Origin of the sequence: Lysobacter silvisoli, from assembly GCF_003382365.1 — a bacterium.
Taxonomy (GTDB): Bacteria; Pseudomonadota; Gammaproteobacteria; order Xanthomonadales; family Xanthomonadaceae; genus Lysobacter; species Lysobacter silvisoli.
The window spans coordinates 243,346-265,825 of record NZ_QTSU01000003.1; the positions used below are offsets into that span (position 1 = coordinate 243,346).

At 69.9% G+C, this 22,480-nt stretch carries 20 protein-coding genes; 8 read left to right on the top strand and 12 right to left on the bottom strand.

Features of this window, described 5'->3' with window-relative positions:
• Positions 1–438: 438 nt before the first annotated feature.
• The 5 genes from DX914_RS16145 to DX914_RS16165 form a co-directional block, all read right to left on the bottom strand.
• Entirely contained in the window at positions 439–1,812 is a 1,374-nt protein-coding gene (locus DX914_RS16145) for an alpha/beta hydrolase family protein (RefSeq protein ID WP_115860630.1), read from the bottom strand.
• Positions 1,813–2,061: 249 nt separating this feature from the next.
• Complete coding sequence (locus tag DX914_RS16150) at positions 2,062–3,852, bottom strand: DUF885 domain-containing protein (RefSeq protein WP_115860632.1); 1,791 nt, start codon at positions 3,850–3,852, stop codon at positions 2,062–2,064.
• Positions 3,853–3,919: 67 nt separating this feature from the next.
• Positions 3,920–5,503 (bottom strand): aldehyde dehydrogenase family protein, encoded by a 1,584-nt coding sequence (locus tag DX914_RS16155; protein WP_115860634.1) that lies wholly within the window; start codon positions 5,501–5,503, stop codon positions 3,920–3,922.
• A gap of 165 nt (positions 5,504–5,668) precedes the next feature.
• Positions 5,669–6,574 carry a dihydrodipicolinate synthase family protein gene (locus DX914_RS16160; RefSeq protein ID WP_115860636.1) on the bottom strand — a complete coding sequence of 302 codons (906 nt, stop codon included), beginning with the start codon at positions 6,572–6,574 and terminating at the stop codon, positions 5,669–5,671.
• Between the two features lie 45 nt (positions 6,575–6,619).
• Positions 6,620–7,564: a proline racemase family protein gene (locus DX914_RS16165; RefSeq protein ID WP_115861241.1), complete on the bottom strand. Its 945-nt coding sequence runs from the start codon at positions 7,562–7,564 to the stop codon at positions 6,620–6,622.
• 103 nt (positions 7,565–7,667) lie between these two features.
• Between DX914_RS16165 and DX914_RS16170 the strand changes: the two genes are divergently transcribed.
• On the top strand, positions 7,668–8,402 hold the full coding sequence (locus DX914_RS16170) for an AraC family transcriptional regulator (protein ID WP_115860638.1): 735 nt from the start codon (positions 7,668–7,670) through the stop codon (positions 8,400–8,402).
• On the opposite strand, the gene DX914_RS16175 is transcribed toward DX914_RS16170, so the two are convergent.
• Positions 8,371–9,258 carry a sulfite exporter TauE/SafE family protein gene (locus tag DX914_RS16175; protein ID WP_115860640.1) on the bottom strand — a complete coding sequence of 296 codons (888 nt, stop codon included), beginning with the start codon at positions 9,256–9,258 and terminating at the stop codon, positions 8,371–8,373. The genes DX914_RS16170 and DX914_RS16175 overlap by 32 nt on opposite strands.
• A 162-nt stretch (positions 9,259–9,420) precedes the next feature.
• On the opposite strand from DX914_RS16175, the gene DX914_RS16180 reads away from it, so the two are divergent.
• Both DX914_RS16180 and aceK read left to right on the top strand, forming a co-directional pair.
• Positions 9,421–10,668, top strand: coding sequence for an NAD(P)/FAD-dependent oxidoreductase (locus tag DX914_RS16180; RefSeq protein ID WP_115860642.1), 1,248 nt, complete (start codon positions 9,421–9,423; stop codon positions 10,666–10,668).
• A 191-nt stretch (positions 10,669–10,859) separates the two neighbouring features.
• Positions 10,860–12,584: a bifunctional isocitrate dehydrogenase kinase/phosphatase gene (gene aceK / locus DX914_RS16185; protein ID WP_115860644.1), complete on the top strand. Its 1,725-nt coding sequence runs from the start codon at positions 10,860–10,862 to the stop codon at positions 12,582–12,584.
• A gap of 705 nt (positions 12,585–13,289) precedes the next feature.
• Here aceK and DX914_RS16190 read toward each other — a convergent pair.
• The 3 genes from DX914_RS16190 to DX914_RS16200 all read right to left on the bottom strand — a co-directional run bounded on the left by DX914_RS16190 (position 13,290) and on the right by DX914_RS16200 (position 14,498).
• Positions 13,290–13,772: an RES family NAD+ phosphorylase gene (locus DX914_RS16190; protein ID WP_196778941.1), complete on the bottom strand. Its 483-nt coding sequence runs from the start codon at positions 13,770–13,772 to the stop codon at positions 13,290–13,292.
• Positions 13,773–13,810: 38 nt separating this feature from the next.
• On the bottom strand, positions 13,811–14,182 hold the full coding sequence (locus tag DX914_RS16195; RefSeq protein ID WP_115860648.1) for a DUF2384 domain-containing protein: 372 nt from the start codon (positions 14,180–14,182) through the stop codon (positions 13,811–13,813).
• 133 nt (positions 14,183–14,315) lie between these two features.
• Positions 14,316–14,498, bottom strand: coding sequence for a hypothetical protein (locus DX914_RS16200; RefSeq protein ID WP_115860650.1), 183 nt, complete (start codon positions 14,496–14,498; stop codon positions 14,316–14,318).
• Positions 14,499–14,624: 126 nt separating this feature from the next.
• On the opposite strand from DX914_RS16200, the gene DX914_RS16205 reads away from it, so the two are divergent.
• The 3 genes from DX914_RS16205 to DX914_RS16215 all read left to right on the top strand — a co-directional run bounded on the left by DX914_RS16205 (position 14,625) and on the right by DX914_RS16215 (position 17,144).
• Positions 14,625–15,566 (top strand): LysR substrate-binding domain-containing protein, encoded by a 942-nt coding sequence (locus DX914_RS16205; protein ID WP_115860652.1) that lies wholly within the window; start codon positions 14,625–14,627, stop codon positions 15,564–15,566.
• An 87-nt stretch (positions 15,567–15,653) separates the two neighbouring features.
• Positions 15,654–16,520: a class I SAM-dependent methyltransferase gene (locus DX914_RS16210; protein WP_196778942.1), complete on the top strand. Its 867-nt coding sequence runs from the start codon at positions 15,654–15,656 to the stop codon at positions 16,518–16,520.
• Between the two features lie 90 nt (positions 16,521–16,610).
• Positions 16,611–17,144: a pseudouridine synthase gene (locus tag DX914_RS16215; RefSeq protein WP_115860654.1), complete on the top strand. Its 534-nt coding sequence runs from the start codon at positions 16,611–16,613 to the stop codon at positions 17,142–17,144.
• Positions 17,145–17,664: 520 nt separating this feature from the next.
• Here DX914_RS16215 and DX914_RS16220 read toward each other — a convergent pair.
• A complete protein-coding gene (locus DX914_RS16220) occupies positions 17,665–18,603 on the bottom strand; it encodes a DMT family transporter (protein WP_115860656.1) in 939 nt (312 codons plus the stop codon).
• Positions 18,604–18,740: 137 nt separating this feature from the next.
• Here DX914_RS16220 and DX914_RS16225 point away from each other — a divergent pair, with 137 nt between their 5' ends.
• Complete coding sequence (locus tag DX914_RS16225; protein ID WP_115860658.1) at positions 18,741–19,928, top strand: hybrid sensor histidine kinase/response regulator; 1,188 nt, start codon at positions 18,741–18,743, stop codon at positions 19,926–19,928.
• A 102-nt stretch (positions 19,929–20,030) separates the two neighbouring features.
• Here DX914_RS16225 and DX914_RS16230 read toward each other — a convergent pair whose 3' ends face one another.
• Complete coding sequence (locus DX914_RS16230; protein WP_115860660.1) at positions 20,031–20,390, bottom strand: hypothetical protein; 360 nt, start codon at positions 20,388–20,390, stop codon at positions 20,031–20,033.
• 134 nt (positions 20,391–20,524) lie between these two features.
• On the opposite strand from DX914_RS16230, the gene DX914_RS16235 reads away from it, so the two are divergent.
• Positions 20,525–21,196, top strand: a complete 672-nt coding sequence (locus DX914_RS16235) for a Fe2+-dependent dioxygenase (protein WP_158549364.1) — start codon at positions 20,525–20,527, stop codon at positions 21,194–21,196.
• A gap of 25 nt (positions 21,197–21,221) precedes the next feature.
• Here the strand turns inward: DX914_RS16235 and DX914_RS16240 are convergent, their stop codons facing one another.
• A complete protein-coding gene (locus DX914_RS16240) occupies positions 21,222–22,238 on the bottom strand; it encodes a hypothetical protein (protein ID WP_115860664.1) in 1,017 nt (338 codons plus the stop codon).
• Positions 22,239–22,480 lie beyond the last annotated feature (242 nt).

Consider the following 22,480-nt stretch of genomic DNA (forward strand, 5'->3'; position numbering starts at 1 on the left):
TAGTTGAACACCACCGTCCTTGCGATTGCCTTAAACAAAGCAGCAGGTTTCTCGTCAGATGGTTATGACCAAATAGACGATCTACTCGCCAAGCGCTTCTAGGCGCTATCGACTCTGGATGAACCCACACCTCATGCAAGGATAGTGCTCGGTCTATGGCGGCGAGGTCGCCTCGCATTACTTCGATTTATTCAGCCAAGCTAGATGCCCGAAATGCCGATGCTTTAGCCTCTTTAGCATCTCGCTCAAGGTCGTAAGCTAGCCTTGCACGACGGTCCACCAGCTACTTTAATGAGGGAGGGATCTTGGTTCGCATGACCCAATCCTAGCCATTGGCGCACCTACCTTCATTGGGCAGGTGCGCCTTCATGGCGCATTGAAATAAAAAGGGCGCCCTGTAGGCGCTCTTTTTATTGCCTTGGATGATGCGGGTCCGACTCAAGGTTTGGCGCTCTTCGCGACCGGCGGCGCGGTCGGCGGCCCGCCCGCCAACACCTGCGCGTCGCCGTACGGGCCGCGGCCGAGCTTGCCGGTCTTGATCCAGTCCAGCTGCATGCGGAAGTAGCCGTCGGCGATGCGGATCGGGGTGCGGCTGCCGTCGGCGGCGGTTTCGAACTTGAGGATGCCGTGGTCGGTCTCGGGGAAGACCGCCACGCTCAGCGGACGGCCGGCGGCGACCACCGACATCAGGCGATCGCGGGTTTCCTCCGGCGGCGCCTCGGCGTCGGCGCCGGCCAGCATCCACAGCTGCGGCTGCTTGAGTTCGCGCAGCACCGGCATGGGGTCGTAGTCCCAGGTGGTGCCCTGCTCCAGCTCGGCCTGCTTGGCCCTGAGCTGGTCGGGCGTGTGCGAGACCACCAGGCCGGTGAACTCGCCCTTCATCGCCTTCCACCACGGCTCCTCGCCGTACTTCTGGCGCACGGCGGTGAGCGCGTCCCAGCCGTCCTTGCCGCGCGAGGCGACGATGGTGCCGGTGGCGTCGGTGACTTCGCGCGCCTTGGCCTGCACGTCTTCGCCGTAGCCGGCGTTCTTCAGGTCCAGCGCGACCTGGCTGGCGTCCTCGCCCAGCGGGCTGATCGCCATGCCGTAGCCGACCACGACGAAAGCCGCCTCGGGGGTCTTGCTCGCCGCCAGCGGCGCGACCCAGCCGGCCTGGCTGCCGCCGAGGTAGCCGATGCGGCTGGCGCGCTTGCCGGCCAGGCGCTTGGCTTCGCGCAACGCGGCGCTGGCGTCGTCGGACAGCAGGTAGAAGTCCTGGGTGTACTTGCCGCCGGACTCGCCGGTGCCGCGCTTGTCGTAGACGAACACGCCCACGCCGTTGGCCGGGTACAGGTTCTGCATGTGGTAGCGGTCGACGCCGGAATAGCTCTCCGAGCCGTGCACGGTGACGATCACCGGCACCGGGCCGGCGCCGCGCGGCATGACCAGGCGGCCGCGCAGGTTGACGCCGTTGCCTTCGAAGCGGGTCTCGGTGATGTCGAACTGCAGCTTGCGGCCGTTGACGCCTTCGAAGCTGATCTTGTCCTGCTGGCAGCTGCCGAAGCTGACCTTGACGTTGTCGGGGCGGTCGGTCCAACCCAGGGTGCTGGTCCACGCGCCGTCGCGCTCGCTGAGGCGGCCGGTGCGGCCGTCGATCAGGCGCCAGCGCAGCGCGCCCTTGTCGGCGTTGGCCAAGTCGACCATGCGGCCGTCGTCGAGCTTGTAGGCGCCGGCGTAGCAGCTGTTGGAATCGGTGGCGTTGGAGGCCAGCGCCATGGGGCTGATCAGCGCGGCGGTCAGGGCCAGGACGAGCGGAAGACGGGCGTGAGGCATGGTGCGGTCTCGGTGGGTGCGGCGGATGCCGGTGGCGGTCCTAGGGGTCGATGCGCTGGCGCGGCCTGGGGTTGCATTGCCGATGCTGCACTGCTGCGCTCTCCTGCTTCAAGCGGCGGAACGGCGCGTCTTGCTCGATGCGAAAAGCAAATCCTCCCCAGCCCTCCATTTTTCAAAGGAGGGAGCAGAGCATATCTTGCCGGCGCGCGCGGCGCCGGGGCCTGGGTCACGCGCGCCGCGGCGGCGGCGTCAGTGCGCGGCGGCGTCGGGCGCAGCTTGCGCCTTGGCCTGCTCGGTGGCGATGTAGCGACGCATCTCCCGCTCCATCACCGGCAGCGGCACCGAGCCCAGGTTGAGCAGGGCGGTGTGGAACGGCGCGGGGTTGAAGCGCTCGCCCAGCGCGGTCTCCGCTTCGCTGCGCAGCCCGCGGATGCTGCGATAGCCCAAGTAGTAGGCCAGCGCCTGGCCGGGCCAGCTGATGTAGCGGTCGATCTCGGTGCGGATATCGTGCGGCGCCAGCGCGGTGTGCTGCGACAGATAATCGATGGCCTGCTGCCGGGTCCAGCCGTATTCGTGCAGGCCGGTGTCGATGACCAGGCGCGCGGCGCGCCACATTTCGAAACTGAGCCGGCCGAAATCCTCGTACGGGGTTTCGTATACGCCCAACTCGATGCCCAGCCATTCGGTGTACAGGCCCCAGCCTTCGCCGTAGCCGGAGAAATAGGTCTGGCGGCGGAAGTCGGGGCGGTCCGGCGCCTCCAGCGCCATCGCCGCCTGGTGGCTGTGGCCGGGCACGCATTCGTGCAGGGTCAGCGCGGCCAGCGTGTACAGCGGGCGCGAGGGCAGGTCGTAGGTATTCATCAGGCACGAGTCCAGCCCGCCGCGGCCGGAGGTGTAGATCGGCGCGATGTCGGCCGGCACCGCCAGGATGGTGAAGCGCTTGCGCGGCAACTGGGTGAACAGGTCCTCGAGCCGGCCATCGACCTTCTTGGTCACGTAGGCCGAGTACGACAGCAGCTCGCGTGGGGTCTTGGCGTAGAACTGCGGATCGCTGCGCAGATAGGCCAGGAACTCGGCGAAGCTGCCCTTGAAACCGGCCTTGCGCATGACCTCGTGCATTTCCGCCGAGATCCGCGCGACTTCCTGCTTGCCGATCTCGTGGATCTGCGCAGCGCTCAACGGCAGCGTGGTGTATTCCAGGATCTGGCTGCGATAGAACGCCTGGCCGTCGGGCAGGTCGCGCGCGGCGGTGCTGGTGCGCGCCTGCGGCAGGTATTCCTCGCGCATGAAGCGCAGCAGCTTGGCGTAGGCCGGCGCCACCTCGTCGCGGATGGTGCGCTCGGCCTCGGCCTGCAGCGCGCGGCGGGTGTCTTCGCCCAGGTGCGCGGGAATGGCGGCGAAGGTGGCCGAAAACGGGTTGTCGGCGCCGGGCTTGGCGTAGGGCTCGATGGTCTTGTCGCGGCCTTCGATGGCCACGCGCGGCACGCTGTAGCCGCGCTTGAGACCGGCGCGCATGTTGGCGATGTTCTCGTCGAAGTAGCGCGGCAGGTCGTGCAGGCGGCCGAGCAGGCGGCGGTACTCTTCGGCCTTCTGGTACGGACGGCGCGGGTTCAGTCCGCCCCAGAAGAAGGTGTCGCTGTTGAACGGCGCTTCATAGGTGCGGAAGCGCGCGTTGTTGAGCTGGGCCGCGACCGACGTGCGGAACACGGCGGCGTTGATGCGCTCCTCGTCCGACAGCTCGGCCTCGGGGATCGCGTCCAGGCCGGCCATCGCCTTTTCCCAATAGGCGATGCGCGCCTGCCAGGCCTGCGGCGTGACGCTGGGCATGCGGTCGCCGTCTTCCCAGCGCCCGTCGGGCTCGCGCACCTGCACGAACTCGCGCTGGCGCCACTGCCACTCCGCTTCGTACAGCGCGCGCAGGCGCTGGGTGGCGGCGTTGGGCGCCGGCCGGGCGGCCGCCTCGGTTTGTGCCGGTGCCGCCGCATGCGCGACGGGCAGCAGGGCGAGCAGGACGGACAGGCTCAGCGCACCGAATTTCATGCGGGGTTCCTAGGCAGCGGCGGAAGACCGAAGGATACGGGCGCGCGCGCCGGCCGGCATCTGCCGCTCAGGCACGCGCCACGTCGGCGACGGTCCACACGCCGTCGATGCAGCGCTGCACTTTGCCGGGATTGGCGTCGCGCAGTTCCGCCGGCAGGCGGTCGTCGCGCACCTGGTCGTAGCTGTGCAGTTGCGCGTAGCGGCGGATCGCCGCGGGCATGCCCACCGAGGTGAAGCCGGCGTGGCTGGTGCTCGGGTAGGGGCCGCCGTGCTGCATGGCCGGACTGACCGCCACGCCGGTGGGCCATTTGTCGTCGATCAGGCGGCCCACGCGCGGGCGCAACGCGGCGGCGATGCGCGCGTAGGCCGCGTCGTCGCTGCCGTCGGCGGCCGAGTGCAGGCTGCCGGTGAGGTTGCCGTCGAAGGCGCGGGCGACCGCCACGGCTTCGGTGGTGTCGCGGTAGCGCACCAGCAGCGACACCGGCCCGAAGGCTTCTTCCTGCAACGCGTCGGCCGCCGCTACGAATGAGTCGGTATCCACCGTCAGCAGCGTGGGCGCGTAGCGCGCGCCCGGACCGGCGCTTTGCGCGGCGCCCGCGACCACCTGCGCGCCGGCCGCACGCAGGCGCTCTACCGCGTCGGCCAGGTGGCGCTGCACGCCCTGCGAGAACAGCACCGCGGGCGCGGCGTCGGCGAACCGCTGCGCGGCCGCCGCGACGAAGGCATCGCCGTCGGCGCCTGCGGACACCGCGACCACACCGGGATTGGTGCAGAACTGGCCGCTGCCCAGCGTGCACGAGGCGAAGAACTCCTGGGCCAAAGCGTCGCCGCGTTCGCGCAACGCGCCGGGCAGCAGGAACACCGGGTTCACGCTGGACATCTCGGCGTAGATCGGAATGCCGGCGCGGTCGGCGGCGGCTTTCAGCGCCATGCCGCCGGCACGGCTGCCGGTGAAGCCGATCGCGCCCAGGCGGCGGTCGCCGGCCAGCCGCAGACCCCGTTCGCTGTCGAAGTCGTACAGCAGCTGCACGGCGGCGGCCGGCAGGTCGTTGGCCAGCAATGCGGCATGCGCGATGCGCGCGAGCAACGCGCTGGTGGCCGGGTGCGAGGGATGCGCCTTGGCGATGACCGGATTGCGCGCGGCCAGGCTGCTGGCGAAATCGCTGCCGGCCACCGCGTTGAAGGCAAACGGAAAGTTGTTGGGACCGAAGATCAGCACCGGCTTGTGCAGAGGCGCGTAATGCGCGCGCAGGCCGGCCTGGGTGTCGATGACAGGATGGGTCCAGGCGTAGGCACGGACCGCGGCGGCGGCCTGTCGCAGCTGGTTGCAGGTACGCGGCAGTTCCACCGCCGACAGGCGCGGCGCGGTGGGCAAGGCGGTTTCGGCGTGGGCGGTGGCGACCAGCGCGTCCGCTGCGGCTTCGATGCCGGTGGCGTAGGCGTCGAGGAAGTCGGCGATGCGGGCGGGAGCGGCGGCGGCCAGTTCGTCGGCGATGGCGCTGGCGGCGGCTAGCGCGGCTTCCAGGTCTTGCGGACCCGAGCGCGGGAACTCCGGACCGATGGCTTCGCCGCTGCCGGGCGCGACGGCGCGGAAGCCGCCCACTGGGTCGCGGCTGGGTTGCCATTGGCCGGCGATTAGGATCGGTTCCATGGGCAAGTTCTCCTACTGATTCGAGGCGGCGCTGGCGGCCTGGATCCCCGCGTTCGCGGGGATGACGGTGTTGGAAGTCGCGACGCAACTTGGCCCGTGATCCCCGCGAACGCGGGGATCCAGGGCTTTCGTGCGAACGACTCTCAACACCTCGACCCGTCGGCCTTAAAGCTTCGGCCGCGTAGCGATCGCATGATCGATCACCGCCAAGGCCTGCGCCCGCTCCTCGCCTTCCACCACCAGGCGCGGCGCGCGCACGCGCTCGTTGCCCATGTCCACGCGCTGCTGCATCAGTTTGATCAGCTGCACGAACTTGGGCACGGTGTCCATGCGCAGCAGCGGCAGCAGCCAGGCGTAGAGTTCCATCGCCGCCTTGGCGCCGCCGTCGCGGGCCTGTTCGAACACGCGCACCGATTCGGCCGGGAAGGCGTTGACCACGCCGGCGATCCAGCCCACCGCGCCCATGCACACGCCTTCGACGATCGCATCGTCCATACCCACCATCAGCTCCAGGCGATCGCCGAGCAGGGCCTTGATCGCGGCGAAGCGGCGGATGTCGCAGGACGATTCCTTGACCGCCTGCAGGTTCGGGTAGGCCGCGGCGAGTTCGGCGATGCGCTCGGGCACGAAGTCGGTCTTGTACGCGACCGGGTTGTTGTACAGCAGCACCGGCAGGTCGGTGGCTTCCAGGATCGCGCGCATGTGCGCGCCCATCTCGCGCCAGTCGGTGGAATAGACGTAAGGCGGCAGCGCCATCAGGCCGCGCGCGCCCAGGCGCTGCGCTTCCTGGGCCAGGCGCACGGCCTCGGCGGTGGACAGCGCGGCGATGCCGGGGATCACCGGCGCGCGATCGCCCAGCGCCTCGACCAGGGTGGCGATGATCGCGCGCTTCTCGTCGAAGCTCAGCGTCGCGCCTTCGCCCAGCGAGCCCAGCGGCACGATGCCGGTGCAGCCGACGTCGATGAGCTGGCGCGCGTGCTGGGCCAGGAAGGCATGGTCGACCGTGCCGTCGGCGGCGAACGGCGTGGTGATGGCGGGCACGACTCCGCGCCAGAAGGCGGCATTGCTCATGGACGGTTCCTGTATCGAAGCGTTGAAAGAAGAGGGGGCGGCGGCCTATTCCGGCCGCACGCCCCAGGCAAAGGGGTCGTCTTGCTCGATCAGCAGCCGGCCTTCGGCCATCAGGTGCGCGCGGCCGGCGATGCGCGGACGGATGCGGCCGGCGTCACCGGCTTGGTAACTGCCTTCGAACACGCTGCCCAGCACGCTCTCCATGCGCGTGACCGCGCCGGGTGCGAGCGCGCCGTCGGCGGCCAGGCAGGCGAGCTTGGCCGAGAAGCCGGTGCCGCAGGGCGAGCGGTCGTAGGCCAGGCCCGGGCAGAGCACGAAGTTGCGCGCGTCCACGCCCGGCGTGGCCGATTCGCCGTTGAGTTCGATGTGGTCGATTTCGGCGCCGTCGGCGCCGCAGATGCCGGCGCTCTGCAGCGCGCGGCGGATCGCCTCGGTGTAGGCGGTCAGCTCGCGCCAGTGCGCCACCGTCAGCGCAATCGCGCAGTCGCGGCTGATGAAGAACCAGTTGCCGCCCCAGGCCACGTCGCCACGCACCAGGCCGTGGCCGGGCACCTGCACCGTCACGCCCGCGGCGTGACGATAGCTGTCGACGTTGTCGATCGACACCAGGCCGTCGTCGTGCAGTTGCGCGATCACCGTGCCCACCGGCGTGTCGATGGCGTGGCGCCCGGCCTGGATGCGGCCCAGGTGCGCGAGCGTGCGCACCAGGCCGATGGTGCCGTGGCCGCACATGCCCAGGGTGCCGACGTTGTTGAAGAAGATCGTCGCCGCGACCGAGCCGGCGTTGTGCGGCGGCAGCAGCAGCGCGCCGACCATGGCCTCGGAGCCGCGCGGTTCGCAGGCCACCGCGCTGCGCCAGCGGTCGTGCTGCGCGGCGAACGTCGCGCGCTGCTGCGCCAGGTCGCCCGCGCCCAGCTCGGGCAGGCCGGACAGCACCACCCGCGTGGGTTCGCCGCCGGTATGGCTATCGATGTAGTCGATGCTGCGCATGGGGCTCATCGTCCGCTCGGGCGCCGCGACGGGTCTAGCCGGCATGCGTCCGACTCGATGCGGAAATCGGCACAAACGCGGCGATCGTGTCCATAATCCGGCGATGCCTTCCGCGCCGCACACCCTGGTGGATGCCGACCTGTTGCAGGGCCTGTTCGATCGCCTGCCGGACGTGGTGTTCTTCATCAAGGACCAGCAGGGCCGCTACACCCACGCCAACCAGACCCTGGTGCAGCGCCTGGGTCTGGGCGAGCGCGAAGCGGTGATCGGGCGCAGCGCCAGCGAACTGTTCCCGCCGCGGCTGGGCGCGAGCTACGCCGCGCAGGACCGGCGCGTGCTGGCCGGCGCGCGCATCGAGGACCAGTTGGAAGTGCACGTGTTCCAGAACCGCGCCGCCGGCTGGTGCCTGACCAGCAAGCAGCCGCTGTGGCGCGAGGGCGCGATCCACGGCCTGATCGGCATCTCGCGCGACCTGGCCCAGCCCGACGGCCGCCATCCGGGCTATGCGCGCCTGCGCCGCGTGCTCGACCACATGGAAGCGCATTACGGCGAAGCCGTGCGCATGCAGGCGCTGGCGCAGCTGGCCGGACTGTCGCTGTCGCAGCTGGAGCGGCAGTTCCGCCGCGTGTTCCAGCTCACGCCGCAGCAATGGCTGACCCGCCTGCGCATCGAGGCGGCCATGCAGCGCCTGCACGGCGAGGACACCATCGCCGCGATCGGCCACGCCTGCGGCTTCACCGACCAGAGCGCGTTCAGCCGCCAATTCAAGGCCAGCGTGGGGCTGACCCCGCGCGATTACCGCCGGCTCAAGCCCGCGGCGCCCGACGCGCGGACATGAGCATCTGCGCGGCGGCGACCAGCACCACCGCCACCACCAGCCAGCGCAACCATTCCAGCGGCAGCGATTTGACGATGAAGGCCGCCACCAACACGCCGGGAATGCCGCCCACGGCCAGGCCCAGCGCCGCGCGCAGGTCGTAGCGTCCGGAGCGCACGAAGGCGCCGCCGCCGACCGGCATCAGGAAGGCGCAGGCGCCCATCATCACCGGGAACGCGGCGATCGGGTTCATGCCCAACAGGCTGACCAGGATCAGGCAGGGCGCGTACAAGCCGATGCCCAGCATCATCAACGCGCCCAGCAGCAGGTTCACCGCGATGGCGAAGGCCAGGGTGCCGCCGCGCAGGCCCAATGCTCCGCCGCCGCCGGGCAACCAGTTCAAGTTCGCGGCCAGGAACAGACCCGCCGCCACCAGCAAGGCCACGCCCATGCCGATCTGGATCGCGCGCCGCGGCAGGCGCGCGACCACGCGCACGCCCAGCCAGGCGCCGAGCACGGCCGCGGCGATCATGCCCAGCAAAGTGGCCAGGTCCACTTCGACCACGGCGATGAAGATCAGCGCCTGCGCCACCGTCGGCAGCGCATGGCCCACGTTCAAGGTGCCGGGAATGCGGTCGTCGTCGATGCGGCCGCGCAGTTTGAACATGGCCGTGGTGGTGGCGAAGGAGCCGATGCCCAGGGTGTCGAAGAAATTGGCGATGAAGCCGGTGAGCAGGTCCGGCGCGCCGGGCCGGCGCGGCGCGGTGTCGGCGGCGGCGCGGCGGCGTTCGATCGCCCACCAGCGCCAGGCGTAAGCCAGCGCCAGCAGCGTCAAGGCGGACAGCAGCAGGGTGGTGCCGGCCTGGGTCGCGTTCATCGCCCGTCTCCGTCGCGCCTGAGGCGCCGCTGCGGCGATGGTCGGCGCGATGCGCACGCCCGGGCTTGTGCCGCTTCCGCGCGGCGGATGCGGATTATTGCGTAGTCGCCCTCGGTCGCCCGCGCCTAGCATCGTGGCATCACCGTCCCCGCAGGCGCGTTCGTGACTTCCAGCTCCGGTTCCAGCGTGCTCGTGATCGGCGGCGGCGTGATCGGCCACGCCTGCGCGCTGGCGCTGCAGGCGCGCGGCTGGCGGGTGCGGCTGACCGATCCGGACCGCGAGGGCATCGCGCCGTCCTGGGGCAATGCCGGCCACATCGCCACCGAGCAGGCGCAGCCGCTGGCCTCGCCGGCCACCTTGCGTTCGGCGCCGCGGCGGCTGTACGCCTTCGGCGGCCCGCTGGACTTGCGCGATCCGCTGCGCATCGCGCCCTGGGTGTTGCGCTATCTACGCGCCTGCACGCCGGGTCGCTACGAACACGGGCGGCTGGCGCTGCGCGGTCTGCTCGCGCAGGCGCTGCCGGCCTGGCGGCGCTTGGCGGACGCGTTGCAACAACCGCAGCTGCTGCGCGAGGACGGCCACTGGCTGTGCTGGGAGTCGGCGGCCAGCGCTGCGCGCGGCCGCGCCGCCTGGGCCGGCACCGACATCGGCGACACGCGTTACCACCCCTTGAATGCCGCGCACCTGGCCGATCTGCGCGCAACGCTGCGCGCGCCGGTGTCCGGTGCGATCGCGTTCTCCGGCACCGCGCAGATCGCCGATCCCTATGCCTTGGCCGCGGCACTGCGGTCGCGCTTCGCCGAGGGCGGCGGGCAGCGCTTCCACCACCGCATCGACGCGTTGCAGGCCGAAGGCGACGAATTGTTCGCGCGCACCGACGACGGCCAGGTCCTGCGCGCCGACCGCGTGCTGGTCTGCGCCGGCGTGCGTTCGCGCGCGCTGATGGCCTCGCTGGGCCTGCACGCGCCGCTGGTGGCCGAACGCGGCTACCACCTGCAATGGCGCGAGCACGATTGGCCGCAGCGGCCGCCGCTGGTGTTCGAGGACCGCTCGATGATCGTGACCCGCTTCGACGGCGGCCTGCGCGCGGCCGGCTTCGTCGAATACGCGCACGCCGATTCGCCGCCCGACCCGGGCAAATGGCGGCGCTTGCGCCAGCATGCGGCCGAGCTCGGCCTGCCGGTGCGCGGCGAACCGCGTGCCTGGTTCGGCGCGCGCCCCACCCTGCCCGACTACCTGCCTGCGCTGGGTCGCTGCCCACGCCATCCCAGCCTGTATTACGCCTTCGGCCATCAGCACCTGGGCCTGACCCTGGCCGCGGTCACCGGCGAGCGCATGGCCGCGACCATCGACGAAGGCGGCGAAGCGCCGGAGCTGGCTGCGTTCGACCTGCGCCGCTTCGCGCGCTGAGCGGCCCACTTCGTCGCCCACCCACAGTCCATCATTCCGGCGCAAGCCGGAACCCTTTTGACGCTCCGCTGTCATCCCTCGGCACACCTGGAGCCGAAAGCCGAGATCAACATGGGTTCCGGCTTGCGCCGGAATGACGGGATTGGGTAGCTCACGACACAAGTGCCACGCGCCGCGCTTAGACTGCAGCCATGGCCGCCCTAGCCGCCCCCACCGCCGACGCCGTCGCCGCGCAGATCCGCGATGCCTTCGCCGACTACCACGCGCGCTTCGCCGCGATCACCCGTCGCGCCAAACGCCGCTTCGAAACCTGCGACTGGAGCGGCGCGCGCGAGGACGCGGTCGAACGCATCGCCCTGTACGACCGCTGCGTGGCCGAATGCAGCCAGGCGCTGGAAGCGCGCCTGGGCGAAGCCGCGCACGAGCGCGCGCTGTGGACCGCGATCCGCGCCGGTTACGAGCAGGCGATCGATCCTCTGCTGGACCGTGAGCTCTACAAGACCTTCTTCAACACCCTGACCCGGCGCTTCTTCAAGACCCGCGGCGTGGACGCGGCGGTGGAGTTCGTGGCCCTGGACATCGAGCCCACCGACGCCATCACCCACCCGGTGGCGCGGCACAGCTACGCGGTGTCCGGCGACCGCCTCACCGAAACCCTGATGCGGGTGCTGGACGACTACCCCTTCGCCGTGCCCTACGCCCACCGCACGCGCTGCGCGGCCGGCATCGCGGTGCGCCTGCAGGACGATCTGCACCACTGGGGCCCCAATCCGGTGCGCGCGATCGAATTGCTGGACACGGTGTTCTACCGCGAGCGCCGCGCCTACCTGGTGGGGCGCGTGTTCGGCGAGCGCGCGTTCTCGCCCTGCGTGATCGCCCTGGTCAACGACGGCGGCGCGCTACGCGTGGACGCGGTGCTGACCCTGCGCGCGGACGTGGTCCAGCTCTTCAGCTATTCGCGCAGCTATTTCCACGCCGACCTGGCCACGGTGGGCGACGCGGTGGTGTTCCTGCGCACCCTGCTGCCGGGCAAGCCCATCGACGAGCTCTACACCGTGCTCGGCCGCGCCAAGCAGGGCAAGACCGAGCGCTATCGCACCTTCTTCCGCCAGTTCGCCGCGCAATCCGGCGAGCCACTGGTGCGCGCCGATGGCGAGCGCGGCATGGTCATGGCGGTGTTCACCCTGCCCAGCTACCCGCTGGTGTTCAAGCTGATCCGCGACCGCTTCGCCTATCCCAAGGAGATCGCACGCGGCGAGGTCGAGGCCAAGTACGCGCTGGTGTTCCACCACGACCGCGTCGGCCGCCTGGTCGACGCGCAGCCCTTCCGCTTCCTGCGCTTCCCGCGCGCGCGCTTCGCGCCCGAACTGCTGCAGGAACTGCTGGACACCTGCGCCGGCAGCATCACCCAGGACGGCGACGATCTGGTGCTGCACCTGTGTTACGTCGAGCGCCGCCTGCGGCCCTTGAACCTGTACCTGCGCGAGCAGCCGATGGAGACCGCGCGCGCGGCGGCCATCGACTACGGCCAGGCGATCAAGGACCTGGCCCTGGCCAATATTTTTCCCGGCGACCTGCTGCTGAAGAACTTCGGCGTCTCCCGCCATGGCCGCGCCGTGTTCTACGACTACGACGAGCTGTGCCTGGTCACCGACTGCCGCTTCCGCGATCTGCCGCCGGCGCGCAATCACGAAGAAGAGATGGAAGCCGGCGCCTGGTTCTACGCGGCCGGCAACGACGTGTTCCCCGAACAGTTCCCTCGCTTTTTGGGCTTGAGCCCGCCGCTGCTGGGCGCGCTGCTGCATGCGCATCCGGAGATCTTCCAGGTGCAATGGTGGCAGCGGGTGCAGGCGGCGATTCGAGAGGGGCGGTATACGGATGTGGCGCCGTATCCGGTGGATCGGCGGCTGCCGTAGGGCGGTCGGCTTCGACAGCGGATGCTTGCCGGTGTCTGTTGTTCCGCGTGCCCTCACCCCAACCCACGCCCCAGCCCGACCGCTAGCGGTTGGGCGTTCAGTGCAGCGCGAGCCAATGGCTCGCAAGCGCTGCCCTTCACCCCGCAAGCGGGAGAGGGGCTAAAGCAGCAAGCGGCGCCGTCGAATGTATTCCCTCTCCCGCGTGCGGGAGAGGGCTAGGGTGAGGGGGTGAGCGCGAAGCGCGAATGCTCTTGCTCCTCGCTCGGGTGCCGAACACGCCGTCACAAATGAAGACCCGGAGGGCGGCGCACAGGATGTGCGCCGTTTTTCGCTGGCACAGGATGTGCCATCGAAAAATCCCAGCACGCGCATCGCGCTCGCACGGGAGCTTTGGTGAAGCGTTTTTCTTTGGTGACTTTCTCTTGACGCTTATCAAAAGAAAGTTACCCGGCCGCTTGCGGACGGAAGCTGTTGCTGTTGCTTCTGAAGACACCCAAAGACCTTCGCGAGTTCGGAGCGGATCGCGGCTCACGCCGCTCCTACAGAGAGCATAGATCCCACAGAAACCGAAGCCTTCGCCGCAGGTGCGGTTTCGCGCTCGCAGCTTGCGCAGCTCCTACAGGGGTAGTCGTGGCATTCGTCGTGGTTGTGGATTCGCGGTCGCGGCTTACCCCGCTCCTACCCCGCAGCGGTGCGCGCGAGCGCTCAGCGCCAGCTCGACGGATCGACCGGCAGGTCCATACGCGGATCGTGCACCAGCAAGCGGTCGTCGGCGCCGAGCAGGTCCGGGTAGACCACCAGGTTCAGCCCGCCGATGCGGCGCGTGGACGGGAACACGATCGCCGCCAGGCCGGCCGCGCGCACGTCGTCGGCGATCACCCAGCTCGGCGGCTCGATCTCGTCCAGGAACGCCAGCCGCTTCCAGTTGCAGGACAGCTCCTGCCACAGCGGCGGCCAATGCGCGGGGTCGTAGCCGGCACGGAAATCCGCCACCTGCGCCAGCGTGATGCGATAGGCCACCAGGGTGCCCGGCCGCACCAGCGGATCGTCCTGGCGGAATTCCTCGATCGCCGTTTCCGGTTCCAGCGCCAGATACAGCGCATCGATGCCGGGCCGGTTGAGGCGGCCGCCGGAAATGGCCGCGCCGGCGCCGCTGAGCGGCTGGAACGACCAGCGCGGGGTGTGCATGCGGTACGCCGGGAGCTCCGGTCCCAAGCCCGCGACGATCATCCGGTGGCGCCGCCTTCCAGCGTGGCCAGATAACGGATCACCGCTTCGGACTTGCCGTCGCGCACCAAGTCGGCCGCGGTCTGGTAACCGAACTCGGCGATCGGGTGGTTGATGAACCAGAACAGGGTGCGCTCGCGGTCGTCGTTGACCCGATAGGCCGCGGCCAACACCTTGACGATGTCGCGCAAGGCGCCCTGCAGCTGCGAGGACTCCGGGTTGCCGGTGACCGTATTGCGGTGCACGCGGGCCAGGCCGGCCAGATCGCCCACGCCCATGTGCAGGGCCTGGGCCATGCGCACCGGCGACAGGGTCGGGCGCGAGGGTTCGCGCAGGGTTTCCAGGAAGGTGTCGAAGGCGGCAGCGGACACGGCGGCGCTCCAGGTGGGGCGTGACCATAATACGCCTATATTTTGCACAATCAACGCACGCAGGCGCCGGCCGCCCAAAAAGAAGGCCCGGACCAGCCGGGCCTTCAGCGGGGAGAGGGGGTGGCCCGGGGCCTCATGCGCAGCAGGCGCCCTGGGTGCAGGCCGAGGCGGCGCGGGCCTGGGCCGCCAGCAGCGGCTTGGGCCAGTCGCGAGCGGGCGCTTGGGCTTCGGGTGCCGCGACCGGGGCCGGGGGGTCGAAGAACCGGTCGTCGGTCAGATAGCCCTGCATGAACAGCAGGTCTTTGAAGATGCTCATGACGTGCTCCTTGGGTTCGGCGCCGGGCCCGGAATGGGCTGGCCACTTGAGTGATTCACAAGTTACGCTTAGCCCAGGTGTTGAAAAAGCGACATTTCTGCAAGCCAGACTTGAACTGGATTCAATATGAGCCGCCCACCCTTGCACGCCCTGCTGGGCTTCGCCGCCGCCGCCCGCAGCGGCAACCTGACCCGCGCGGCGGCGTCCATGCACCTCACCGTCAGCGCCCTGAGTCACCAGATCCGTGCCTTGGAGGAACGCCTGGGCCGGCGTTTGTTCGAACGCGGGCCGCGCGGGGTCAAGCTCACTGCCGACGGCGAGCGGCTGATGAACCGCATCGCCCCGCACCTGGAAGCGCTGGACCACGCGCTGCGCCCCTACGCGCCCTGCCGCGACGAGGTGCTGACCCTGAGCCTGATGGCCTCGATGGCCTCGGCCTGGCTGGTGCCGCGGCTGGGCGACTTCCTCGCCCTGCACCCGCAGCTCGAGCTCAACCTGCTGTCCAGTTCCAACCTGGTCGACTTCGGCCGCGAGACCAATGTCGACGCCGCCCTGCGCGGCGGTTACGGCGGCTGGCCGGGCGTGGTGATCGAGCACCTGTTCGACGAAACCCTGACCCCGGTGGCCAGTCCCAAATTGATCGCGCGCATGGGCGGGCTGCCCGCCCTGGAAGACCTGCAGCGCTGGCCGCTGCTCGGCGATCCGGCCGACCACTGGCGCGACTGGTTCGAGCATTACGGCGGCCGCGAGCCCAACCGCTACGTCGCCCACTTCGACGACTCGGAAACCATGCACCGCGCCGCGGTCGAAGGCATGGGCGTGGCGCTGGCGCGCATGGCGCGCACGCGCCTGCTGATCGAGAACGGGCAGCTGGTATCGCTGCGCCCGGAGCGCCTGCGCACCGACTACGCGCATTACCTGGTGTACCCGCAGCGCTCGGCCGATCACAGCGGCCTGCTCGCGTTCCGCGATTGGGTGCATGCGCAGGCGCGCGACTACGTGGCGCGCATGGAGCCGCTGCCCGACGACGACGGACCGCGCAAGGTGCGCAAGCACTCGCAGACCTGAGCGCCGGCGCGAACCCGGACGACCGGCACTGGCCAGTCATCGGGCGCGGGTTAGGCTGGGCGCCCCAACCCGTTCCGAGGCCGACGCATGACCGCCACTCCCCTGCACCGCCCGCTGCTGATCGCCGCCCTCGCCGCCGCGCTGAGCCTGGGCGCCGCCGCGCAGGCGGCCACGCCGGCCAAGTCCAAGCAGGCCGCGCCGGCCGCCACCTCCGCCGCGCTCGACGCCGCCGTCGCCGGCCAGTGGCGCGATCCCAAGAACCGCGCGCGCGACGGCTACCGCCATCCGGCGCAGACGCTGGGCTTCTTCGGTGTCAAACCGAACCAGACCGTCATCGAAATCACTCCGGGCGGCGGCTGGTACAGCGAGATCCTCGCGCCCTACCTCAAGGCCGACGGCCGCTACGTCGCCGCGGTGTGGGACGACGCGATTCCCGACCAGCCCAAGTACCGTTACAGCCTGAATACCGCGCTGCGCGCCAAGTTCGCGGGCAACGCCACGGTGTACGGCAGCCCCGACGTGCGCGTGTTCGATCCCAAGGCACCGGTGTTCGGCCCGGCTGGCGGCGCCGACGCGGTGCTGACCTTCCGCAATGCCCACAACTGGGTCGAAGAAGGCACCGCGCCGGCCTACTTCAAGGCCTTCTTCGACGCGCTCAAGCCTGGCGGCGTGCTCGGCGTGGTCGACCACCGCGCCAAGCCCGGCACCGACCTGGAGAAGATGAAGAGCTCCGGCTACCTGACCGAGGCGCTGGTGATCGAACTGGCCCAGAACGCCGGCTTCGTGCTGGACGAGAAGAGCGAGATCAACGCCAACCCCAAGGACACCGCCGACCATCCCAACGGCGTGTGGACCCTGCCGCCGAGCAACCGCCACGACGCGGCCGACGCCGCCAAGTACAAGGCCATCGGCGAAAGCGACCGCATGACCCTGCGCTTCAAGAAGCCGGGCTGAGCCTGGCCGCAGCGCGCCGTCGCGATCGCGGCGGCGCGCTACAGGGCGCGGCGTCTGGCTGCGCCCGCGTGCCTGCGCGATCATGCGCGCATGCTGATCGCGTTCAACAAACCCTATGGCGTGCTGTGCCAGTTCACCGACCGCAGCGTCCCGCCACGGCCGACCCTGGCCGGCTTCGGCCTGCCGCCGGACGTGTACGCCGCCGGCCGCCTGGACCACGACAGCGAAGGCCTGCTGCTGCTCACCGACGACGGCGGCCTGGCCCACCGCCTCACCGATCCGCGCCATAAGCAGCCCAAGACGTATTGGGTGCAGGTGGAAGGCCAGCCCGACGACGCGCAACTGCAGGCGTTGCGCGACGGCGTGGAACTCAACGACGGACTCACCCGCCCCGCGCGCGTGGAACGCCTGGATACGCCTACGCTTTGGCCGCGCGATCCGCCGGTGCGCTATCGCAAGACGGTGCCCGATGCCTGGCTCGCGCTGACGATTAGCGAGGGGCGCAATCGGCAGGTGCGGCGTATGACGGCTGCCGTGGGTTTGCCGACGTTGCGATTGGTGCGTGTGGCGATAGGAGCGCATCGCATCGACGGTTTGGCGCCGGGGGAGTGGCGGGAGGTTTAGGGTGGATGGCGTCGCGAGTTGCGGTTTCGCGTGCCCTCACCCCAACCCCTCTCCCGCGAGCGGGAGAGGGGCTAAAGCAAAGCGGCGTCGAATGCATCCCCTCTCCCGCTTGCGGGAGAGGGTTAGGGTGAGGGGGTGAGCGCAAAGCGCGAATGCTCTTGATCCTCGCTCGAGCGCCGAACTCGCCGTCCCAACAGTAGACCCGGAGGGCGGCGCACAGGACGTGCGCCGTTTTCCGCTCGGGCAGGAGGCCCGATCGGAAAATCCCCGCGCAAACTCCGATCTCGCACGGGAGCTCTGTCCAAGGACAGCGTTTTTCTTTGGTGACTTTCTTTTGACGCTTATCAAAAGAAAGTTACCCGGCCGCTTGCGGACGGAAGCTGTTGCTGTTGCTTAAGAGCAAAAGCAAATCCCCCTCAATCCCCCTTTTTCAAAGGGGGAAGACAAGCAGGGGCAGAAGTCGCGCAGTAGATGAGGATTCGCGGTCGCGGCTCACGCCGCTCCTACCCCAAGGCAGCGGTCAAGAGCGCGGGATCGGGACCGAGTTCGCGCCTGGGCGGGTCAGGATCAGCACGCCGCCCAGCACCACCGCGGTGCCGAGCACCTGAGTGACCGTGATCGCCTCGCCCAGCACCCAGCCGCCCAGGAACACCAGCGACACCGGCCCCAGCACCGACAACTGCGCTGCCGTGCCCGCCCCCAGGCGCGCCACCGCCGCCATGGTGAACGTCACCGGCAGGAACGTGCAGAACACCGCGTTGGCCGCGGCCAGCCCGTAGACCTGCCACGGCAGTTGCAGCAGCGGCGCGAAATCGCGCGCCAGCGCGTAGTGCAGCAGGGTCGCCGCGGTCGACACCATCATCGCGTAGGCGACCAGGCGCAACGACCCCACGCGCTGGATCAGCTGGCCCGACATGGCCAGGTACAGCGCGTAGCAGAACGCCGCCATCAGCACCAAGGCGCTGCCCAGCAGCACGTGCTCGCCTTCCACACGCAGGTTCTCGGCCATCACCAGGGCCACGCCGGCGTAGCTCACCGCCATCGCCACCCATTCCTTGCGCGCGACCTTGCGACCGAACGCGAACACGCCCAGCAGCAGCACGAAGGTGGGATTGAGGAACAGGATCAGCCGCTCCAGCGACACCGGCACGTATTCCAAACCCCAGAAGTCGAACAGGCTGGAGGCGTAATAGCCCAGCACGCCCAGCACCACGATCAGGCCCAGCTCGCGCCGGCTCAGCGCCTGCCCGCCGCCGCGCGCGCGTCGGGTCTCGCGCCAGCCCAGCAGCGCGAACAGCGGCAGCGACAGGCCCATGCGCAGCGCCATCACGTCCAGCGCGTCGATGCCGTAGCGGTACTGCAGCTTGGCCAGGATGGCCTTGGCCGAAAACAGGATCGCGCCGGCCGCGGCCAGCGCCAGGCCGATGCGCCGCGAGGCGGGGTCGTGGGAGGGGGTCACGGGGGGCTACGCCGACGGGGATTGCGGGTCCATGATAACGAGCGCCCGGTCTCCTACGCAGCCATGATGAATGGTTCAGACTAGGGCCGCCCTCAGGGCATTCCCCCAGTAAGGATTCTGTTAATTTGCCGCTTCACATGCACAGCGCCGACGTCTCCGAACCACAACCGGCCCCGCCGCAAGGCGACGCGACCGCGTCGTCGGACAAACCCGTGGCGCATGCCGGGCCGGCCAACCCGGACGCGTCCATGGGCCGGGTGCTGGTGGTCGACGACCAGGCCGCCAACCTGCGCGTGGTCGGCACCCTGCTGCAGCGCCAGGGCTACGAGGTCATCCCCGCCTCCAGCGGCGACGAGGCCCTGGCCCGCTACGCCGAATCCGAACCCGACCTGATCCTGCTCGACGTGATGATGCCGGGCATGGACGGCTTCGAGGTCATGGAGGCGCTGCGCGCCAAGGCGCCGCTGCGCGTGCCGGTGGTGTTCGTCACCGCCGCCCACGACCGCGACCTGCTGCTGCGCGCCTTCGACGCCGGCGTGGTCGACTACGTGACCAAGCCTTTCCTGCCCGAAGAATTGTTGGCGCGGGTCAACGCGCACATCGGCCTCAAGCTCACCCGCGACCGCCTGGAACGCGTGGCGCGCGAGCGCGAGGAACTGGTCAACCTGGTCGCGCACGATCTGAAGAACCCACTGACCAGCGTGCTGTTCGCCAGCGACATGCTGCGCAGCGACGGCTGCCGCCCCGAGCGCGTGCCGCGCTACCTGCAGATGATCCACGAGAGCGCGGACGACGCGCTGGGCTACATCCGCCACTACCTGGAAAGCAGCAGCGAAGGCCGCCGCCGCCACGGCGGCGAGCGCGCCGACCTGGCCCAGACCCTGGAATGGCTGGTGCATCGTTACGAAATGCAGTTGGACGCACGCGGCATCCGCATCGAAGTGGCGCCGCCGCTGGGCCGCGCCGAAGTGGCCATCGACACGCGCGTGCTGCGCCAGGTCAGCGAGAACCTGGTCACCAACGCCATGAAGTACGCGCCGGGCAGCGAGCTGCTGCTGGCCGCACGCCCGGGCGCGCCCGGCTATTGGCAGTTGATCGTGGCCGATCGCGGCCCCGGCATCGCACCGGGGCGGCAACGCGAACTGTTCAAGCCCTTCGTGCGCCTGCACGAGGCCGACCTGGACGACGGCCTGTCCAGCGGCCTGGGCCTGTCGCTGGCACGGCGCATCGTGGCCAACGTCGGCGGCCAGCTCTGGTACGAGGACCGCCGCCGCGGCGGCGCGCGCTTCGTGCTAGAACTGCCGGAAGCGCCGCCGGGCGACTGAGCGCACTACCGCCTTGTCTCAGCGCTTACTTCCCCCTTTGAAAAAGGGGGACCGAGGGGGAATGGCTCTTCGGCGCCACGACTAGCGCCGCGACCACCTCATTCATTCGCTAGCCGTCTCACCACCGTTCTGCGCACGCGCCCGGCTGCGCCGGCGCGGCGCGCCTTCGCCGCGGCGCGCGTCGATGCGCTTGGCGCTGCCTTCGATGGGCGCCTCGGCGCGCGCCTTGGCGCGGTGCCGCGCCGCCAGCCACAGCAGGCCGGCGCCGGCCACCGCAGCCACCGCAATCGCCGGGTTGCGGCGCACGAAACCGCCGGCCACGCGCGCGCCGGTCTTGACCGCGCCCAGGACCACGCCGGCCTCGAGCAACTTGCCGGCGCTGCCGGGCGCCTGTTTGAGACTCTCGCCCACCGCGCTGACGAGTTCCATGGCGCGTTCGGGCAGCGAATTGAGCTTGCTCATCGGATCCGATCCTGGGCTGGAATGCGGCGTCCAGTCTCTCTGCCGGATCGTTGAAACTGCGTGATCGGCACCGCGTATTGCCGGCCCGGGGCTGAATGCCGATCATGGCGGCACCGCGCCACCGACCCGCCGCCATGATCCGAGTGCTGTCCAATGTGCTCACCCCCGCCGAGCTGCAGGCGGTGCGTGAGCTGCTGCCGCAGGTGCGCTTCGGCGACGGCCGCGTCACCAACCCCGATTCCACGGTCAAGCAGAACCTGCAGGCGCCGCAGGAAGACCCGGCCAACGCGCGCATCGCCCAGATCGCGCGCGACGCCTTCATGCGCCACGCCGACCTGCGCATCTACGCCCAGCCCAAGCAGATGGCGCGGACCACGGTGGTGCGTTACGAGCCGGGCATGACCTACGGCTGGCACGTGGACGAGGCGCTGTTCCCGTCCAACCCGCCGCTGCGCAGCGACCTGTCGTGCACCTTGTTCCTCAATCCGCCGCAGGAATACGACGGCGGCGAGCTGACGATCGAACTGGGCGCGCAGCTGCTGACGTACAAGCTGGAGCCGGGCAGCGCGATCCTGTACCCGTCGACCACCATTCACCGGGTCAGCCCGGTCACCCGCGGCGTGCGCCTGGCCGCGATCACCTGGCTGCAAAGCTGGATCGCCGACGGCGCGCGGCGCGAGCTGATGGTGCAGTTGGACGAGGCGCGCGCGATCGCCGCGGCCCAGCCCGGCGGCCCGGACCTGCGCATGCAGGTGCTGCTGGAATCGCTGCGCACCAACCTGTTCCGGATGTGGGCCGATACCTGAGCCCGCGACGCGCAGCCGGGACCGCCTAGGCGCCCGTTACCGCCTGCAGCGCCGGCTCGCGGCGCAACGCTGCTTCCACCCAGGCCTCGCCTTCGGCGATATCGGCGCCGTGCCGTTGCAACGCGAGCGTGAGGTCGTGGGCGCGGTCGTTGCGGCTGTAGTCGTGGCTCTGCGCCTTGGAATAGCGGCCCCAGGCCGGTGAGGACAGCGCGCGCGGCACGCCGGCCGGGTCCAGCGACAGGTGCGCGGCGATCACGTGCAACGTGGCTTCCGGCTGTGCGAGCAAGGTTTCGAAATCCACGCGCAGCACGCGCGCGCCCTGCGCGCCGGCGGCGTGCGCGGCGTAGCGCACGCGCTCGGCCAGCCAGCCCATCGCGCATTGCTGCGGCAGGCTCAGCGCATGCAGGGCCACGCCCTGGGCGTGGCCGCGCGCCTGCAGGTCGCGCAGGCGTTCGCCGGCGGCGCTGGCGGCGTCGAGCACCGAATTCGGCGATTTCAGCAAGGTCGCCAGGTAGGGGCGCAGCGGCATGTCCAGCAGCAGTGCGCGCAACTGGGTGTGCGCGAGCAGCGGCGCGATCAGGCCGTTGCAGTTGCTGGTGGCCTTGACCACGCTGCGCCGCCACGGCAGTAGCGCGCGGCTCCAGTTCGACCACAGCGCGCGCAGCAGTTGCGGCGCCTCGGCTTCGGACAGGCGCGACTCGGCGCGGCCCAACTGCGGCCAGGCCTCGGCCAGGCTGCGCAGCGGCAGCGGTTCGCGCAGGCCCTGCAGCTCGGGCCAGGCACCGAGCACGCGGCTGAGCAAGGTGGAGCCGCAGTGGCCGATGTGGAAGATCGCATCGGCGGCGTCGTCGTGCGGCACCTCCGCCGGCAAGGAGGCCAGCGGCATCCAGCCGCCTTCGGCGTTGGCCGGCACGGCGCGGTCGTCGAGAAAGGCGGCCTCTTCGCGTTGTTGCGCGCTCAGGCGCAGCCACAGCACGCGGCGGCCGACCAGATCGAGCTTGAACGGCAGGAACTCGGGCAGGTCGGCGGGGCTGGCGCTCATGCGCGGCGGATCGGCGGGGACAGCGGGCAGTGTAGGCGATGCGGTGCGGGGGCTGGTGGGGCGTTAGCAGCGAAACAACGCAGGCGCTCTGGATCCCCGCCTACGCGGGGATGACGAGCAAAAGCCTCGCGAACCGCGACAACGCACATGGCCCGCGTAACCACACAACGTCATCCCCGCGAACGCGGGGATCCAGCATGCCGGCGTAGTGTCACGGCCGCAGGCCGGCAAGAACGTTGCCC

Excerpts from the sequence above, each read along its gene's own strand:
- DX914_RS16145 (WP_115860630.1), bottom strand. The coding sequence starts at position 1,812 with ATGCCTCACGCCCGTCTTCCGCTCGTCCTGGCCCTGACCGCCGCGCTG.
- DX914_RS16160 (WP_115860636.1), bottom strand. The coding sequence starts at position 6,574 with ATGAGCAATGCCGCCTTCTGGCGCGGAGTCGTGCCCGCCATCACCACG.
- DX914_RS16165 (WP_115861241.1), bottom strand. The coding sequence starts at position 7,564 with ATGCGCAGCATCGACTACATCGATAGCCATACCGGCGGCGAACCCACG.
- DX914_RS16205 (WP_115860652.1), top strand. The coding sequence starts at position 14,625 with ATGAGCCGCCCACCCTTGCACGCCCTGCTGGGCTTCGCCGCCGCCGCC.
- DX914_RS16170 (WP_115860638.1), top strand. The coding sequence starts at position 7,668 with ATGCCTTCCGCGCCGCACACCCTGGTGGATGCCGACCTGTTGCAGGGC.
- DX914_RS16190 (WP_196778941.1), bottom strand. The coding sequence starts at position 13,772 with ATGCACACCCCGCGCTGGTCGTTCCAGCCGCTCAGCGGCGCCGGCGCG.
- DX914_RS16230 (WP_115860660.1), bottom strand. The coding sequence starts at position 20,390 with ATGAGCAAGCTCAATTCGCTGCCCGAACGCGCCATGGAACTCGTCAGC.
- DX914_RS16235 (WP_158549364.1), top strand. The coding sequence starts at position 20,525 with ATGATCCGAGTGCTGTCCAATGTGCTCACCCCCGCCGAGCTGCAGGCG.
- DX914_RS16155 (WP_115860634.1), bottom strand. The coding sequence starts at position 5,503 with ATGGAACCGATCCTAATCGCCGGCCAATGGCAACCCAGCCGCGACCCA.
- DX914_RS16175 (WP_115860640.1), bottom strand. The coding sequence starts at position 9,258 with ATGAACGCGACCCAGGCCGGCACCACCCTGCTGCTGTCCGCCTTGACG.
- DX914_RS16225 (WP_115860658.1), top strand. The coding sequence starts at position 18,741 with ATGCACAGCGCCGACGTCTCCGAACCACAACCGGCCCCGCCGCAAGGC.
- DX914_RS16240 (WP_115860664.1), bottom strand. The coding sequence starts at position 22,238 with ATGAGCGCCAGCCCCGCCGACCTGCCCGAGTTCCTGCCGTTCAAGCTC.
- DX914_RS16150 (WP_115860632.1), bottom strand. The coding sequence starts at position 3,852 with ATGAAATTCGGTGCGCTGAGCCTGTCCGTCCTGCTCGCCCTGCTGCCC.
- aceK (WP_115860644.1), top strand. The coding sequence starts at position 10,860 with ATGGCCGCCCTAGCCGCCCCCACCGCCGACGCCGTCGCCGCGCAGATC.
- DX914_RS16200 (WP_115860650.1), bottom strand. The coding sequence starts at position 14,498 with ATGAGCATCTTCAAAGACCTGCTGTTCATGCAGGGCTATCTGACCGAC.
- DX914_RS16215 (WP_115860654.1), top strand. The coding sequence starts at position 16,611 with ATGCTGATCGCGTTCAACAAACCCTATGGCGTGCTGTGCCAGTTCACC.
- DX914_RS16210 (WP_196778942.1), top strand. The coding sequence starts at position 15,654 with ATGACCGCCACTCCCCTGCACCGCCCGCTGCTGATCGCCGCCCTCGCC.